Source organism: Psychrobacillus sp. INOP01 (genome assembly GCF_018140925.1).
Classification (GTDB): domain Bacteria; phylum Bacillota; class Bacilli; order Bacillales_A; family Planococcaceae; genus Psychrobacillus.
Genome location: NZ_CP073315.1, coordinates 2033489 through 2049892, shown reverse-complemented (window position 1 = coordinate 2049892; position 16404 = coordinate 2033489). Strand labels below are relative to the sequence as shown.

The 16404-nt window shown below is 37.0% G+C and carries 16 protein-coding genes and 1 riboswitch; of the genes, 13 read left to right on the top strand and 3 right to left on the bottom strand.

Annotated elements, in window-relative coordinates; genetic code table 11:
• Nucleotides 1-109: 109 nt before the first annotated feature.
• Nucleotides 110-299: riboswitch (cobalamin riboswitch) on the bottom strand.
• A gap of 118 nt (nt 300-417) precedes the next feature.
• Nucleotides 418-1650 carry an MFS transporter gene (locus tag KD050_RS10425; RefSeq protein WP_211896062.1) on the top strand — a complete coding sequence of 411 codons (1233 nt, stop codon included), beginning with the start codon at nt 418-420 and terminating at the stop codon, nt 1648-1650.
• Between the two features lie 127 nt (nt 1651-1777).
• On the opposite strand, the gene KD050_RS10420 is transcribed toward KD050_RS10425, so the two are convergent.
• Both KD050_RS10420 and KD050_RS10415 read right to left on the bottom strand, forming a co-directional pair.
• Entirely contained in the window at nt 1778-2491 is a 714-nt protein-coding gene (locus KD050_RS10420) for an alpha/beta hydrolase (RefSeq protein ID WP_211896061.1), read from the bottom strand.
• 122 nt (nt 2492-2613) lie between these two features.
• Entirely contained in the window at nt 2614-3528 is a 915-nt protein-coding gene (locus tag KD050_RS10415) for an AraC family transcriptional regulator (RefSeq protein ID WP_211896060.1), read from the bottom strand.
• A gap of 95 nt (nt 3529-3623) precedes the next feature.
• On the opposite strand from KD050_RS10415, the gene KD050_RS10410 reads away from it, so the two are divergent.
• The 5 genes from KD050_RS10410 to KD050_RS10390 all read left to right on the top strand — a co-directional run bounded on the left by KD050_RS10410 (nt 3624) and on the right by KD050_RS10390 (nt 9032).
• A complete protein-coding gene (locus tag KD050_RS10410; protein ID WP_211896059.1) occupies nt 3624-4424 on the top strand; it encodes a serine hydrolase in 801 nt (266 codons plus the stop codon).
• Between the two features lie 11 nt (nt 4425-4435).
• A complete protein-coding gene (locus KD050_RS10405) occupies nt 4436-5356 on the top strand; it encodes a ketopantoate reductase family protein (RefSeq protein ID WP_211896058.1) in 921 nt (306 codons plus the stop codon).
• A 317-nt stretch (nt 5357-5673) separates the two neighbouring features.
• Nucleotides 5674-6624: a TRM11 family SAM-dependent methyltransferase gene (locus tag KD050_RS10400; RefSeq protein WP_211896267.1), complete on the top strand. Its 951-nt coding sequence runs from the start codon at nt 5674-5676 to the stop codon at nt 6622-6624.
• Nucleotides 6625-6648: 24 nt separating this feature from the next.
• The gene (locus KD050_RS10395; protein WP_211896057.1) at nt 6649-7293 is read left to right on the top strand and encodes a LytTR family DNA-binding domain-containing protein; all 645 of its coding nucleotides are present in this window, start codon (nt 6649-6651) and stop codon (nt 7291-7293) included.
• A gap of 224 nt (nt 7294-7517) precedes the next feature.
• Complete coding sequence (locus tag KD050_RS10390; protein WP_211896056.1) at nt 7518-9032, top strand: succinyl-CoA:acetate CoA-transferase ScpC; 1515 nt, start codon at nt 7518-7520, stop codon at nt 9030-9032.
• 116 nt (nt 9033-9148) lie between these two features.
• Here KD050_RS10390 and KD050_RS10385 read toward each other — a convergent pair whose 3' ends face one another.
• Entirely contained in the window at nt 9149-10015 is an 867-nt protein-coding gene (locus KD050_RS10385; protein ID WP_370627228.1) for a YitT family protein, read from the bottom strand.
• A 188-nt stretch (nt 10016-10203) separates the two neighbouring features.
• On the opposite strand from KD050_RS10385, the gene KD050_RS10380 reads away from it, so the two are divergent.
• From KD050_RS10380 to KD050_RS10350, 7 genes are all read left to right on the top strand, one after another.
• Complete coding sequence (locus KD050_RS10380; RefSeq protein WP_211896055.1) at nt 10204-10632, top strand: Rrf2 family transcriptional regulator; 429 nt, start codon at nt 10204-10206, stop codon at nt 10630-10632.
• Nucleotides 10633-10704: 72 nt separating this feature from the next.
• Nucleotides 10705-11346 (top strand): NAD(P)-dependent oxidoreductase, encoded by a 642-nt coding sequence (locus KD050_RS10375; RefSeq protein ID WP_211896054.1) that lies wholly within the window; start codon nt 10705-10707, stop codon nt 11344-11346.
• Nucleotides 11347-11349: 3 nt separating this feature from the next.
• Complete coding sequence (locus tag KD050_RS10370) at nt 11350-12387, top strand: LLM class flavin-dependent oxidoreductase (RefSeq protein ID WP_211896053.1); 1038 nt, start codon at nt 11350-11352, stop codon at nt 12385-12387.
• Nucleotides 12388-12714: 327 nt separating this feature from the next.
• A complete protein-coding gene (adh, locus tag KD050_RS10365) occupies nt 12715-14235 on the top strand; it encodes an aldehyde dehydrogenase (protein WP_211896052.1) in 1521 nt (506 codons plus the stop codon).
• A gap of 149 nt (nt 14236-14384) precedes the next feature.
• Nucleotides 14385-14741, top strand: a complete 357-nt coding sequence (locus KD050_RS10360; protein WP_211896051.1) for a DUF779 domain-containing protein — start codon at nt 14385-14387, stop codon at nt 14739-14741.
• 113 nt (nt 14742-14854) lie between these two features.
• The gene (gene nfsA / locus KD050_RS10355) at nt 14855-15586 is read left to right on the top strand and encodes an oxygen-insensitive NADPH nitroreductase (protein WP_211896050.1); all 732 of its coding nucleotides are present in this window, start codon (nt 14855-14857) and stop codon (nt 15584-15586) included.
• Nucleotides 15583-16257, top strand: a complete 675-nt coding sequence (locus KD050_RS10350; RefSeq protein ID WP_211896049.1) for a DNA alkylation repair protein — start codon at nt 15583-15585, stop codon at nt 16255-16257. Before nfsA ends, KD050_RS10350 begins: the two co-directional genes overlap by 4 nt.
• The last annotated feature ends 147 nt before the right edge of the window (nt 16258-16404 follow it).

Sequence of the window (16404 nt, the reverse complement as noted above, 5' to 3'; positions counted from 1 at the left end):
AAAAGAGTCAATTTCTCCAGTGTTTTCATTGCGTTTTTTCGTACGACAGCAATTTCAAGCATTTGCTTGTTCATAGCTGCACTTAACACCTCCTATCCGCGTAGGGTTTTGGTGTGTACTTGAAATAGGCAGGTCTCCTGGCTCATGATCATCGCGTTTCTATCCTTCCCATAATAACTTACAGTGGATGTAGTAGAATTGCTCCCATTTACAGTTGCGGGACAGCGTCGGTTTTTCACCGACTTCCCTTTTAAGTTCATTCGCTTTCGCAAAAGAACACCTAAATCTACACATTATTCAATTGTTCTTTTACTATAACATATCTGAAATAGAAGAATATATTTTTGTAAATAACCGCAAATTTGGATAAGAACTTAGTAAATTCCCTCACTATAATTAATTCGAGGGGGCAAGAAAATGAATTTAATAAGAACAAGAAATCCATATCAAGTTTACATCTACACATGCTTTTTATCACAACTATTTTTTACTTTTATTTTTACTGTGAATTTGTTGTATCACGTAAAGGTTGTAATGCTGGATCCATTTCAGCTTGTTTTAGTGGGAACAGTTTTGGAGCTATCTGTATTTCTTTTTGAAATTCCTACCGGAGTAGTTTCCGATTTAAAAAGTCGAAAGTTGTCTATAATAATTGGTTACTTTCTAATAGGAATTGGTTTTTTAATGGAGGGGCTATTCCCTTATTTTGCAACTGTACTATTGGCCCAGGTCGCATGGGGAATTGGGTATACGTTTACAAGTGGTTCTCAGCAAGCATGGATTGCAGATGAAATAGGAGAAGAGCGTGCTTCATTAGCATTTATAAGAGGGGCAAAGGCCGGTAGTCTTGGGCAAGTCATAGCCATACCTTTAAGTATTGTAACGGGTTATTTTATGATTAGTTTACCAATCATTATTGGTGGACTATGTATGATTGGGTTAGCGGTATATTTAATCATCTTTATGAAAGAAGAGAACTTCAAACCCCTGAATAAGATAGAAAGAATGTCGACTTGGGAAAACATGAAAGGTAATATGAGCAAAATTATTTTTTATTCTAAAGCTAGCTTCATTATGAGAATGCTATTTTTAATTGCTTTATTTGTAGGGGTTTATAGTGAAGGTTTTGATCGATTGTGGATGTCTCATTTTTTTGAAGTATCAAATATAGCGGCTTTGCCTGAAGAGAGGTTAGTTGTGATTACAGGAGCTATTCAATTCATTATTGTACTTGTTTCTTTTGTAGCGCTCCATTTAATGAATCGAAGTTCTATACATCAGAATCTTAGACATATTTATATAGCTCTATTTATAGGAAGTTTATTTATAATCCTGTCATTGCTTGGCTTTGCTTTTTCCTCATTTGTGATTGGATTGTTAGCCTTTTATATAGTTATTCAAGTGACAAGAAAAGTTATGTATCCACTGGAGGACATATGGTTAAACAAAATCATACTTGAATCCTCTACACGTGCAACATTCTTCTCAGTAAAAGGCCAAGTAGATGCCATAGGTCAAATTGGAGGGGGTCCAATGATTGGATATATAGCAACGGGTTTTACAATAAAAACAGCCATCGTTGTAAGTGCAGTTTTATTAACTCCAGTTCTTTACTTATATAAAACTATTTTGAAAAGTACTAGAGTTTGAATAGTTTAAGTTTAAATACATTCATCTTTATTGATAGATAAAAGAAAATGATTTCGCTTATATCGACTATTAAAAAGCATCGGTTCTAGGACTGATGCTTTATACTTTTGCATATATCTATTGTCACTTAGAATTTCTTTACTAACCATTGTTTTAAGTTCTCCATCATTTCTTCAGAAAAGGAGTGGTTTACATTTTTGTATATATTAAAAATTACATCATGTACAGTATCACTTTCAGTCAAAAAGTTAAAGTAATCTTTCTGACCTTCAATTGAAACAATAGTATCTTGTTCTCCGTGCATTAATAATATGGGGGAAGGGCATGCGATTTTATCAATTGGATTATAGATATTTATTTCTTTAGTCTCTGCAATCGACAACCTCGGACGGTGGTCATTTTGTCGGAAAATTTTTTCTGACAAAAGAAATGACCCGGATCCATTAATATTAACTAAGCCAGCAAAATTTTGACCATTTGCATATATCCCATTTGCAATAAATCCTCCCATAGATATCCCCATAAGAATAGTATCTTCCTTAAGAATGCCTAATTCTTCAAAAAGGAGTGAAGCTTCATCAATACTTCTAAAAATTGTCTTCCAGAAGTATTTTTGAGTAACTTCTTTCAGAAAATGATTTTCGAACTTACTTCTGCTATCGTGAAATATTATTTCTGGAACAATGATTTTGAAACCAAGCGTCGAAAGATTTTCTGCAGGTCGTTTATAATTATGAACACTCGATCCCCATCCATGGAAAATCATAATCGTTTTTTTCCTACTCATTTGTTTTTTGATATATAGATGATTTACGAAATGGTTAGATTCAATCTTTTTCATTTTAGTCTCTTTTCTACTGCTTAGTATAGTAGATTACTCAATTACCTTCTGTTTATGTATAGTATTACGGTGCATGTATTCTGGTAAGTAATCTTCAAATGGATAACGGTATTTATTAGTGCTTATTTTAGACTATCCCTCTCTTTAATCGGCAAGTAAATCTCCATATATATTTTTTCGTATTCCCAGTCATGACAATGTTCATCATAGTACTCAAAGTCGTAGCTGTCCTCATCCACCTCATAAAGAGAGTGGGGTAGCCAGTCTTCTAAAATATATCGCCAAGTTCCTTTAATAGAAGCAACAAATTGATCTACATTTACTAGAGGAGTTTTAAAAACGGCATAATTTGTGGCTTTGATCTGCAACATAGTGATTCCTTCTGGTATAGGTGTCCCTTTATCGTAATTCACTGCAAATAAATAAGTGAAGCTATTCTTATACTCTGACCCACTTAGATTAAGGCAATACTCTCCGTGTTCTTTTGGTGATAAGAGATTGTATAATGTTGTCTCGATAGATTCATCGGAAGAAATTCTTTGCTCCCAAAAAGCAGGGGCATCTCTTGTAAAAAACACCTTCTCTAAGCGACTGTCAAACGTTTTTCCTGCAACTTCAAAAGGGGGTTTAGAAATTATCTTAGGCTGCAGTACTATTCCGCCTGTTTTCTTTTGATGGAGGCTATTTAAATCTAATTTCTGGGGCAATGAAACCGGACAATGCAATTTATAAAGACTCGGAGGACTACCAAAGCAGCGTTTAAAAGCTTTAGTAAAACCAGCATGCGTTTTGAATCCATATTCTAATGCGATATCGATAATCTTCTCCCCTTGGAGTAACTCAAACAAAGCAAATTGTAGCTTTCTTTTTTGTACATAATCCATAACGGTGTAACCAGTTGTTTGTTGGAATATCCGATAAAAATGAAAAGGAGAATATCCAATAAGCTTTGCAAGGTTTTCAGGATGAATTTCTTCTTTTATTTGATTGTCTATATAATCAATTACTTGTTGTATTAATAGTAGTTGTTGTCTCATTAGTTGTGTGCTCCATCTAAAAATGTAATTTTCAAAAAATATATTCACAAATAGTCTATAATAAAACAAATAGATTTACTATAGGGGGATGAACTATGGAGGAGCTTGTGAGCAAGATTGAGAAATTGATTGCACCGTCAAAAGGGACTTGGGGTATCGTTCTAGAGGATTTAAATTCAGGGGAGAAATGGGAGCATAACGAACAGGAGCTTTTTTATGCGGCAAGTGTGATTAAGGTACCTATCATGGCTTCGGTTTATAGTGCAGTGGAAAGTGGAGACTTGGCCTTAACGGATTTAATCATTCTCGATGGAAAAGATTATGTGGGAGGATCGGGTGTACTTCAGCATTTTACTCCGGGGTTATCCCTTCCACTTCAAGACATCATTATGCTGATGATTATTCAAAGTGATAATACGGCAACTAATCTATTAATCGACCTTATAGGAGTAGTGAATATTCAAAATGCGATGAAAGAAGCTGGTATGGTTTATAGTACTTTTTATAACAAGCTCATGTTGAGTAGGTCTAATCCGAAGGGTGCGAATCGTATAGCTGCAGTGGACATAGCTACACTTTTACATAAGATGGCTACAGGAGATTTAGTGAGTGATCCAGCAAGTGGACGAATGGTAGATGTGATGAAAAAACAACAGGTACGTGATTGTTTACCAGAGAAATTACCATCTCCATATTCTGATTTTGATCATGGAATGACGCCATGGGAGTTAGCTAATAAGACAGGCTGGATTCCGGGAACTCGTCATGACGTAGGAATTTTTTATGTAGGTGATCGCAAGTTTATTGCAACGATTCTATCAAAGGATGAAGATGATTTACTTTCGAAACGAATTATTTCTCAAATTGGGGAGGAAATATATAAATACTTACAGTAAGGAGAACAATTATGAATATAACGTTAATAGGATTAGGTGCGATAGGTAGTGTATATGGAAATCTCTTGAGGCAAGTAAATGATGTGAACTTACGAGTATTAGTAGATAAGGAAAGAAAATCTCGTTACGAAGCGGAAGGGGTGTATGTAAATGGGGAAAGTATTCCATTTGTTTTCATTACCCCTGACGAAGTAACGGTCCCGGCAGATCTAATCATTGTTTCCGTAAAGTATAATCATCTTCCACAGGCAATTCGAGACATACACAATCAAGTGGGAGAAAATACGATGATCATGTCTTTACTAAATGGAATAACGAGTGAAGAAGAGATAGCTTTCACATATGGGGATGAAAAAGTTATTTATGCTATCAGCAATGGAATTGATGCAACAAGAGAGAACAACAGTGTTTTTTGTTCGAACCATGGAAAAATATCGTTTGGAATGAAATACAATAAAGCAATTTCACAACAGCTTTTAGCCGTAAAAGAATGCTTTGAAAGTGCCGGTATACCGAATGAAATCCCGGTTGATATGGAGCAAGTACTCTGGTACAAATTTATGATCAATGTGGGCATTAACCAAACGTCCGCAATTACTCAAGCTACATATGGCATTTTCCAACAGGTTTCTTATGCGAAGGAAATCGCAAAGGAGGCGATGATGGAGGTTGTACAATTAGCTCAGGCGCAGAATATCCAATTAAAAGAGGGGGATATTGATGTGTTTTTTGATAGAATTATTAGCGGTTTAAGTGAGGAAGGAAAACCATCAATGCTCCAGGATATAGAAGCGGGAAGGCTCACAGAAGTGCCAATGTTCTCGCAGAAAGTGATAGATCTAGGAAGAAAATTACATGTCAAAACACCTGTGAATGAACTGTTGTTTCGTATAATCAAGACATTAGAAAGTAGTAGAGATAAAAAGAAATAGTAAATATTTACGCCATAAAGAAGGAGAGTAGCGACAGAAATTGTATCTTCTGGCGCTTTTTTTATGAATAAGAAAGAACTTTTTCTCTAGTTATCGAAAAGGACCTTGACCTGCCTCTTAAAAAATCACTCGGTAATAATACAGCAACAAGTCTGTCCAAAGCACTTTGCAAATCATTCAAACAGGTTTTGACCTTTAAGTTCGCCGATTGCTCTGTGCTTTTCTAAAAGCTCTAAGAATTTCTATTCACTGTTTGCAATAATGAATTGAACAGGGACACATGGTATAATAGAAGTACTATTGGAGGGAATACATTGATAAACAACAGCCGACAATCGGCATTTATTTATACATACGCATATAATGAGGACGAACGCTCTCTATGTCATCTAGAGATGCGCTCTTTTTTTGGTATAGACACAGAAATGAAAATTTTAAAGAGTTCCGTAAAAATAGATCCTAGTAGAAGTCCTTTTATGAAAGGGAGATTAGAGATTTTAGCAGAAGGGGACACAGTAGAGGAAATTAGTGCTCAAGCCCCGAAGTTCGGATCAGAGGAAGAAACAAATAAAGTAATTTTCTTAAAAATAAATGACCGACAAGGCATTGATAAAATTGAGAATGCAGAAAGGCTCCAAATAACAAGAACTATTGGAAGTGACATGCAAGGTGATTTCGATTTACATCATCCTGATCAGTTATTTGCAGTAGTCCCATTTGGTGGTCGTTGGTATTTCGGGTTATATACGAAAAGTGAACCTATTTGGTTTAATCATATAAAGAAACCGCGAGAGTATTCCACTGCCCTCAGTACAAGAGTAGCTAGAGCAGTAGCTAATATTGCAGTTCCGCATCCGAAAGGTGTTCAAGCCATAGATCCTTGCTGCGGAATTGGTACAGTACTCGTTGAAGCACTATCAATGGGTATAGATATTGTAGGAAGAGATATTAACCCACTAGTATGTGAGGGATCCAGAGAAAACATTGCCTATTTTGGATTGACTGGAGATGTCCGTAAGAGTGCCATAGAAGATATCGAAGAGATGTATGACGTAGCGATTATAGACTTACCTTATAATTTGTATACAAATGCATCCTGGGAAGAACAGTTTACTATTTTAAAGCATGCCCGTAGAATTGCCAAAAAAGTAGTAATTGTAACGATAGAATCGATGGATGATCGATTAGAAACAGTTGGTCTATGTATAAAAGACCGCTGTATAACGAAAAAACAACAATTTACACGTGAAATAGTAGTTTGCGAGTAGGTTAACGAAAAAGGGGATGGAAGGATGAAGGATTTATCCATAGTTGCCTTATTAGATGTTGTTGGAGAATTATTTTCAGATGAAGTGTCTATCGCTGTCTCTGATACGGAAAAGTATATTTATTATCGACCAAGTAAGCGGATTGATTTGAAAATTACTCCTGGGGACATACTAAAAGAGGAGACTTTAGCTTATAAAGCACTGCAAAGTAGACAAAAGGTATCCGAATTTATCAATCGAGAGGTTTTTGGTGTCCCATACCATGGGATGGCAGTACCTTTTTTGCATCAAGGAGAAGTAGAAGGCTGTGTGTTGGCTATTTATCCGGCATTTACAGATGGTAAATCTGTGATTACGATAAGGACACAGGATGGATGGGTTCCGATTCCTTTTGCAGATGTTATCTATCTAGAGGCAAAGGATAGAAAGACGCACATTGTTACTAAGTCTTTTGCTGGAACTCACACTAGCTCTCTTCAAGACTTTGAGTATAGATTGCCAAGGGAAATGTTCATACGCTGTCATCGTTCTTTTATCGTCAATGTGCATCACATTAAAGAGATTTTCCCAGACACACATTCAACTTTTTTATTGGCAATGGTAAATGGAGAAAGAATTTCTGTCAGTCAGTCCTATGCAAGTTATTTTAGGAAGCTATTAGGATTTTAATAGAAAACGTTTGAATAAGGGGTAATTACTCCGACATTCAAGCGTTTTTTTTACGTAAATTCAAAAATAAAGTGAGTAAAAAAATCTATTATAATAATTTGTTCTGTTCTAGTATAAATATATTCTGCTTGAGGCAAATAAAAGATGTCTTCGACAAGTTTCAACAAAATTGTGACAAAAGGGGGTAGAATAATTTTAACGCACTTTTTGAGGGGGACACATATATGTGTAACAATTTAAATCGTATTAAGGATACTAATTTACATAGTTTAGTAGTTGGAGCAGAAGAAGCTGCCTCATGGATTCAACATGGTATGACATTAGGGTTAAGTGGTTTTACACGTGCGGGTGATGCGAAAGCGGTTCCATTAGCACTAGTAGAAAGAGCTGCCAATGAATCTTTTAAAGTGAATATATTTACCGGTGCTTCTTTAGGTACTGATATTGATAAATTATTATCTGAAGCAGGAATTGTGCATAAACGATTACCATTCCAGGCGGATGCAACGATGCGCAAACATATTAATGCAGGAGATCATTTGTTTGTTGATCAGCATTTATCTCACACTTCGGAGTTAATACGTTCGGGCGTATTGCCAATTATTGACTTTGCAATTGTGGAAGCGGTTTCAGTTACTGCAGATGGCATGATTATTCCAACAACATCTGTAGGTAATTCTACAACCTTTGTCTCGCAAGCAAAAAATATAATTATAGAAATTAATGTAGCACAATCGGAAATGTTAGAAGGGCTTCATGATATATACGAACCAGCTGCTCAAGGAAGCAGACTACCAATTCCTATAACAGGAGTAGAGGATCGTATTGGTCAAATAGGTATTCCTTTTGATGCATCCAAAGTAAAAGGCATCGTATTTACTAACAATTCGGATTCACCATCTCCTATTGTCCCACCAGACCATGAAACAGAGGAAATGGCTCAGCATTTAATCGAGTTTTTACGTCAAGAAGTGAGTGCTGGTAGATTAACTAATAAGCTAGCTCCACTTCAAGCGGGTATAGGGTCAGTTGCCAATGCAGTGCTAGGCGGTATGATTAAATCAGAATTCGAAGAACTACAAGTATACTCTGAAGTCCTTCAAGACTCTGTATTTGAACTAATAGATGCCGGCAAAGTAAACTTTGCTTCTGCATGCTCTATAACACTTTCACAAGAAATGATGGATAAGGTATATGGGAATCTTGAAAAGTACCGAGATAAATTAGTGATAAGACCACAAGAAATTACGAATCATCCTGAAATCATTCGCCGTTTAGGACTTATTTCTATTAACACAGCCTTAGAGTTTGATATTTATGGAAATGTTAACTCTACACATGTATCTGGTACTAAAATGATGAATGGGATTGGAGGTTCGGGGGATTTTGCTCGTAATTCCAAAATAGCTATTTTTGTAACGAAATCCATTGCCAAAGGCGGTAACATTTCTAGTATAGTGCCTTTCGTAGCTCATGTAGATCATACGGAGCATGATGTAGATGTAGTTGTAACAGAGCAAGGCTATGCAGATCTTCGTGGGTTAGCACCTAGAGAGCGTGCAGAGTTAATCATTGAAAACTGTGTTCATCCAATGTACAAGAAGCAGTTACGTGATTACTATGAGGAAGCATTAACTAGAGGTGGACAAACTCCACATGTCCTAGAAAAAGCATTCTCATTCCATACGAACCTAGCAAATAATGGAACAATGCAGAGTAAAGAAGCAGCGTTAGCATAATAAAAAAACCGATTCCTTATATTGGAATCGGTTTTTTCGTTAGAAACAAATCCTAGTTGCTTGGCATCTGTCTTGCTCCAGCGCTAGTAGGAGCTTACATATGCACTTGTGCTTTTCTAATGTATATCTTTCTTTTTAAATCGGCCACCGCGCACTTCGGCGATATTGCCTACTGCTAAAAATGCGTGGGAGTCTATTTCTTCTACAATAGATTTTAGTTTTGCCTCTTCCAATCGTGTAATGACTGTAAAGATAACCTTTTTGTTTTCCCCAGTATATGCACCTTCACCGTGTAAATAAGTTACTCCACGTCCTAACCGATCCATAATAGCAGCACCTATATCTTCTATATTTTCACTAATGATATAGACGGATTTTGACTCATCTAATCCTTGAATCACAATATCTATCGTTTTAAAGGCGATAAAATACGCTAAAAATGAATACATGGCTTGTTCCCAAGTAAATACAAATCCAGCAATTGCAAAGATGACCAGATTTATAATCATGATGATCTCCCCAACTGAAAACGGAGTAGCCTTGTTGAATAAAATGGCAAGTATTTCTGAACCGTCTAGAGAGCCACCATAACGAATAACTAGCCCAACACCCGTGCCTAAAACGATACCACCAAATACTGTAGCAAGTAATAAATCAGGAGTAATAGCATCAATATTGTGTAGGAAAGAAGTACATATGGATAGTATGGTAATACCGAATAATGTGGATAAAGCAAAGGTTTTTCCTATTTGTTTATATCCAAGGAAAAAGAATGGAATGTTCAGGACAAATATAAAGACCCCTAAACGAACTCCAGTTAAGTGGGATATGATGATGGATACGCCTACAACACCACCGTCTAATATCTGATTAGGAACTAGGAATAATTCTAATCCAATAGCCATTAATATGGCTCCTATGGCAATCATGAGTAAACGGACAAACACGACTTTCTTGGGGGTGCTTCGGTGGGGGGTTTTGATAGGTTTTAATTCACTCGCTAAATCACTCAATGTTAATCTCCTCTTTCTTAAAAGTAATCATACATTTAGTTTATAGAAAAATTCTGTATATAGAAAGGAGGAAATAATGCGTTTTTTAAACAAAAGATAATTTAGTTGACAGAACAAAACCGTTGTAATTATAATGGTTACATCGGAGGTAGAATAATATGAAAATAAGTAGTCGATTTACTGTAGCCATACATGTACTATCACTAATTTCATTAAATCAAAATATTGTTTCTACATCCGAATGGATTGCAGAAAGCGTAAATACCAATCCTGTTGTTATACGTAGAGTGATGGGGAAACTAAAAAGTGCTGGTCTTATAGATATCCGCCGTGGTCTTGGAGGCGCAACTCTTCAACGGAATTTAGAGGATATAACCTTACTTGACGTGTATAGAGCCGTTGAAGTAGTAGAGGATGGAGAACTTTTTCAAATGCACGATAACCCTAATCCTAATTGTCCGGTCGGAGCTAATATACAAGATGTGTTAGAGTTAATATTAGTACGAGCTCAGGATGCAATGGAAGCGGTATTAAAAGAAATCACTATGGAAGAACTAATCAAAGTATTAAGTAAAAAAATTGGATGAAATGAGTCCTTTTTTTTGAAATAGTTGTAACTGATGCAGTTACAACAATATAAATTTATTGGAGGAATTAAGATGAAAATCGGCATAATTGGAGCAACAGGAAAAGCGGGTAGTTTGATTTATAAAGAGGCAGCTGACAGAGGTCATGAAGTAACGGCTATCGTAAGAAACGCTGCTAAATTAGAAAATGCAAATGGAGCGGTACTCGAGAAGGATGTTTTTGATTTAACTGGATTAGATCTTCAAGTATTTGATGTAGTGGTAAATGCTATAAGTGCACCTCCGGGTCAAGAACATCTTCATGTAGAAGCAGGGCAGTCTTTAATTGAAGCAGCTAAAGAAGCAGCTAATACGAAGTTAGTAGTAGTTGGTGGAGCAGGAAGTTTATTTGTAGATGAAGCAAAAACAATTAAAGTAATGGATACGCCAGACTTTCCAAAAGAATATTTAGCAACAGCATCTAATCAAGGAAAAAACCTGGAAGATTTACAACAAAGTGAAGGGTTCGAATGGACATTTGTAAGTCCTGCCGCATTTTTTAATCCAGAGGGTAAACGAACTGGTTCTTATCAAACAGGTAAAGATAATTTTATTGTGAACGCAAAAGGTGAAAGCTATGTGAGCTATGCAGACTATGCTATTGCGATTGTCGATGAACTAGAAAATGCTATACATGTAAATGAGCGTTTCACTGTTGTAGCAGAGGCAGAATAATCGATGGAAATAGGTGTTTATACTTTTGGTGATCTTGGCCCAAATCCACATACAGGAGAAACGATAGGTACTTCTCAACGTTTGAAAGAAGTAATTGAACTGGCGAAGATGGCAGACGAGGCGGGTTTAGATATTTTCGGAGTTGGTGAACATCATCGATTAGATTACACTGTATCGTCACCAGCAGTAATCCTTTCTGCCATTGCTCAGGCGACCGAACGTATTAAATTAACTAGTGCTACATCGGTATTGAGCACATTAGATCCGGTAAGATTGTTTGAAGACTTTGCTACATTGGACCAGATTTCAGACGGAAGAGCAGAGATTATTGCTGGTAGAGGAGCATTTGTAGAATCCTTTCCTCTCTTTGGATATGATTTAGATGACTATGATGCTTTATTCGAAGAAAAAGTTAAACTTCTTCAGCAACTAAATCGGGAAGCAGTAGTAACATGGCGAGGGCAGCATCGTCCCGCTCTAACCAATGCAATGATAGCTCCTAGACCAGTTCAAGATGAAATACCTATTTGGATAGGTGTTGGAGGTACTCCAGAAAGTGCAGTTAGAGCAGGAAGATTGGGAACCGGTATGGCTCTTGCTATTTTGGGAGGAGATCCAAAAAGATTTAAACCACTAGTGGATCTGTATCGTCAAGCTGGAGCAGAAGCTGGGCATTCTCCCGAGAAACTGTCTATTGGAGTTACTGGTCATACTTATATTGCAAACGACAGCCAGCAGGCAAAGGATGAATTTTATCCATATTACTCGAATTACTGGTCTTATGTGAATAGGCAAAGGGGAATGGGTACGAGAATGTCTCGCGCCGATTTTGAACATATGGCAAGTCCAGAAACAGCCCTGTTTGTAGGAAGTCCACAACAAGTCATTGAGAAAATATTAAATCAATACGAATTATATGGCCACCAACGTTTCGTTGCTCAATTAGATATAGGGGGTCAACCATTTAGCACAGTTGTTAAAGGGTTGGAGCTTCTTGCGACAGAAGTAGCACCAGTTATAAGAAGAGAGACAAGTAAATAAATTTTGAAAATGGCTTGAGTGCATTAAATATGTGTTCAGGCCATTTTTATATTATTGTTCATTGTTCCAACATTCTAGTGCAGAAGGAATATAGCGAGAAAAAAATTTTCCAAATCCAGATTTAGCGCAAGTAAATGAAGAAGGGGAGCAAGTAACGATACAATTGTCTCAATAGTAAGTTATTATTATTGAAATATTTAGTATAGTCTGCCAAAATAGATATAAGACTATTTTTTTATTTTAATAGTTTTGAAAGCGCATACATAAATTGGATCTAGCATACGATATGGAATGTGCTAAATAGATATGAAGGGGAGGAAATAGAAAATGGTTTATGCATTTCCGAATACAGAAGGCTCGAAGGTTTCATTTAAGGACAAGTATGAAAACTATATCAACGGCGAGTGGACACCCCCAGTAAAAGGACAATACTTTGAAAACGTTACACCAATTACAGGTAAGGTATTTACACAAGTGGCCCGTTCGACTTCAGAAGATATTGAGCTAGCTTTAGATGCAGCGCATGCAGCAAAAGATGCGTGGGGCTCCACTTCTGTTGCTGAAAGAGCAAATATATTAAATAAAATTGCGAATAGAATAGAAGAAAACTTAGAACAATTAGCAGTAGCTGAAACGTGGGATAACGGAAAAGCGGTTAGAGAAACATTAAATGCCGACCTTCCACTAGCTATTGACCATTTCCGCTATTTTGCAAGCGCCATTCGTGCACAAGAAGGCGGCTTAAGTCAAATCGACAATGATACAGTTGCGTATCATTTCCATGAACCACTAGGAGTAGTAGGACAAATCATTCCTTGGAATTTCCCGATTCTAATGGCTGTATGGAAGCTGGCACCAGCACTTGCGGCAGGGAACTGTGTGGTCCTGAAGCCAGCAGAACAAACACCAGCATCTATTTTAGTTCTAATGGAGCTTATTGGAGATCTTTTACCTCCTGGGGTTGTGAATATTGTAAATGGTTTCGGGTTAGAGGCTGGAAAACCTTTAGCATCTAGTCCTCGAATTAGTAAAATTGCATTTACAGGTGAAACAACAACTGGTCGTTTAATCATGCAATATGCTTCTCAAAACCTAATTCCTGTAACATTAGAGCTTGGAGGGAAATCACCAAATATTTTCTTCGAAGATATTATGGATGAAGATGATGCATTTTTGGATAAAGCGGTAGAAGGATTCGTTATGTTCGCATTGAACCAAGGAGAGGTATGTACTTGTCCGTCACGTGTTCTAATCCAAGAATCTATCTATGATAAATTCATCGAGCGAGTAATTGCGCGCGTAGAAGCTATCAAAATAGGGAACCCACTAGATCCATCTGTTATGATGGGGGCACAAGCTTCGACTGAACAAATGGAAAAAATCCTTTCTTATTTAGATATTGGAAAGCAAGAAGGAGCAGAGTGTTTAATCGGCGGAGAGCAAAACAAATTAGACGGAGAACTAGCAGAAGGTTACTATATTAAACCAACTGTGTTCAAAGGAAATAACAAAATGCGTATTTTCCAAGAAGAGATTTTTGGGCCAGTCGTTTCGGTAACGACGTTTAAAACAAAAGAAGAAGCATTGGAAATCGCCAATGATACGTTATACGGTTTAGGGTCTGGTATTTGGACACGTAATATGAACACTGCATATCGTTTCGGACGTAAAATTCAAGCTGGTCGTGTATGGACAAACTGTTATCACCAGTATCCAGCGCATGCTGCATTTGGTGGATATAAAATGTCGGGTATTGGGCGCGAGAATCATTTGATGATGCTTAACCACTACCAACAAACGAAAAACCTTCTTGTAAGTTATAGTGAAAATAAGCAAGGATTTTTCTAATTTAATCCAGCGGGGATAAACCCCTGCTGAATTAAGTTAAAGCCTCCGGCGATGTCACAGATTTTGAAAGGAGTTAATCGTGCCAGCACGATTCAAAATCTGGACTCAAATACGCCAAGGCGAATTTGATGAAAGAAAGGTGAGTGTAGATGGTTGAACGCGTAATAGCCACTGACGCTGCACTAGAGCTAATTGAATTATTAAAAGGTAAGCACGGACCTCTTATGTTTCATCAATCAGGAGGCTGTTGTGATGGTTCTTCTCCTATGTGTTATCCAGAGGGTGATTTAATCGTTGGAGACCAAGATGTACTTCTTGGGAAAATAGGCGATGTTCCATTTTATATGCACAAAAGTCAGTTTGACTATTGGAAGCATACACAGCTCATCATTGATGTAGTGGATGGTCGGGGTGGAATGTTTTCTTTAGAAGGTGTGGAGGGAAAACGATTTTTAACCAGATCCCGAGCATTTACATCAGAAGAAAACAACCAATTACAAGTATAAACGAGGCGAAGTAAAGAGCTTATAGCTCTCTACTTCGTTTTTCATTTCATTTCAAACAGAAGATGGCTTCGGTTATACTAAAAGTAATCTTACGATGAAAGAGGGTTCTTACATTGGTTCAAGAGTTATTAAGAAAGCATTCGTCTGTCAGAAAGTATAAGGATTATACGTTAACTAAAGAGGAAGTTTCCGAGCTTGTGGAGACTGCACAACATGCTGCTAGTTCTCATTTTGTCCAAGCATATAGTGTTATTTGGGTAAGTGATGAACAAAAAAAGGAAGAGCTTGGTAGATTGTCTAAAAATCCAAAGCAATTTGAAACTGCTGGAGCGGCATTATTATTATGTGCTGATTTTCATCGTTTACAGGTGGCTGGTAAATTACAGCAGACAGAAATTGATATAGATACAACAGAAAATGTGTTAGTAGGAGCAGTTGATGTAGCCCTTTTTGCACAAAATTTAGTCATTGCAGCTGAATCAAAAGGTTTTGGTATTTGTTATATAGGGGGAGTACGTAACGATCCAGCCGCAATTAGCCATTTGTTTGATTTGCCAACAGGGGTATTTCCTCTATTTGCAATTACTCTTGGTATTCCAGATCAGCAAAATGAAGTGAAGCCTCGTTTACCGGTAACAGCAATATTACATGAAAATAACTATAATAGTGCAAAGTATGAAATACTATTGCCCGAGTACGATCAAACAATGGAAGCCTATTATACAAGTCGTGGATCCAATCAAAAAACGGCAAATTGGACCAAGTCAATGGCTGACTTTCTTGAGAAGCCGAGAAGACCTCATATGGCTGAATTTTTAGCAAGTAAAGGATTTCATCTCAAATGAAAAAAGAGTGGACAATAGAGCGAGTTAAAGGCTATATAGAGCCTCATCAAAATGAAGAAAATGCAATTCCAATGGCTAAATATATGAAAAGTCATTTTCCCTTTCTAGGGATTAAAACACCTGAACGTCGATTGCTTTTTAAAAGGATGACGACAGAAATGGAGCTTCCTCTATATGTAAACATGCAAAAAGAGGTATGGGCTTTGTTCCAGTTAGAGGAAAGAGAATATCATTACATAGCAATTGAATTATTGGCCAAATATAAAAATCAATTGACTCTAGAGGATTTAACGTTCTGTCAACGTCTTATTGAAACGAAGTCCTGGTGGGATAGTGTGGATTCTATTGCCCCTAAGATAGTGGGAGATATTGTTTTATCTAACAGAATTGAAGGGGAAGCTGTGATGGTAGAGTGGGCAAGGTCCTCGAATATGTGGACGAATAGAGCCTCTATTTTACATCAGTTAAAATACAAGGAAAAGACGAATGAAGAGCTGTTATTTGCAACCATTGAACGTCATGCAGTGTCAAAAGAATTCTTTCTTCAAAAGTCAATCGGTTGGGTGTTAAGGGAATACGCTAAAACACATCCGCAAGTCGTACAAGAGTTTGTAGGTAATCACACACTTGCACCATTAAGTAAGAGAGAAGCATTGAAGCATTTTAAATGATTTACATGAAAAGCGCTAGTGCCCTTTAAAGTCAAAACCAGTTTCTATTATCTTAGCGATAAGGCTATGCTAAATCTTCGTGTTGGGTACCACTCAGTTCATTGATTGTAGTGGAAGGCGGCGACTCCTGCGGGATGAGTGAGACAG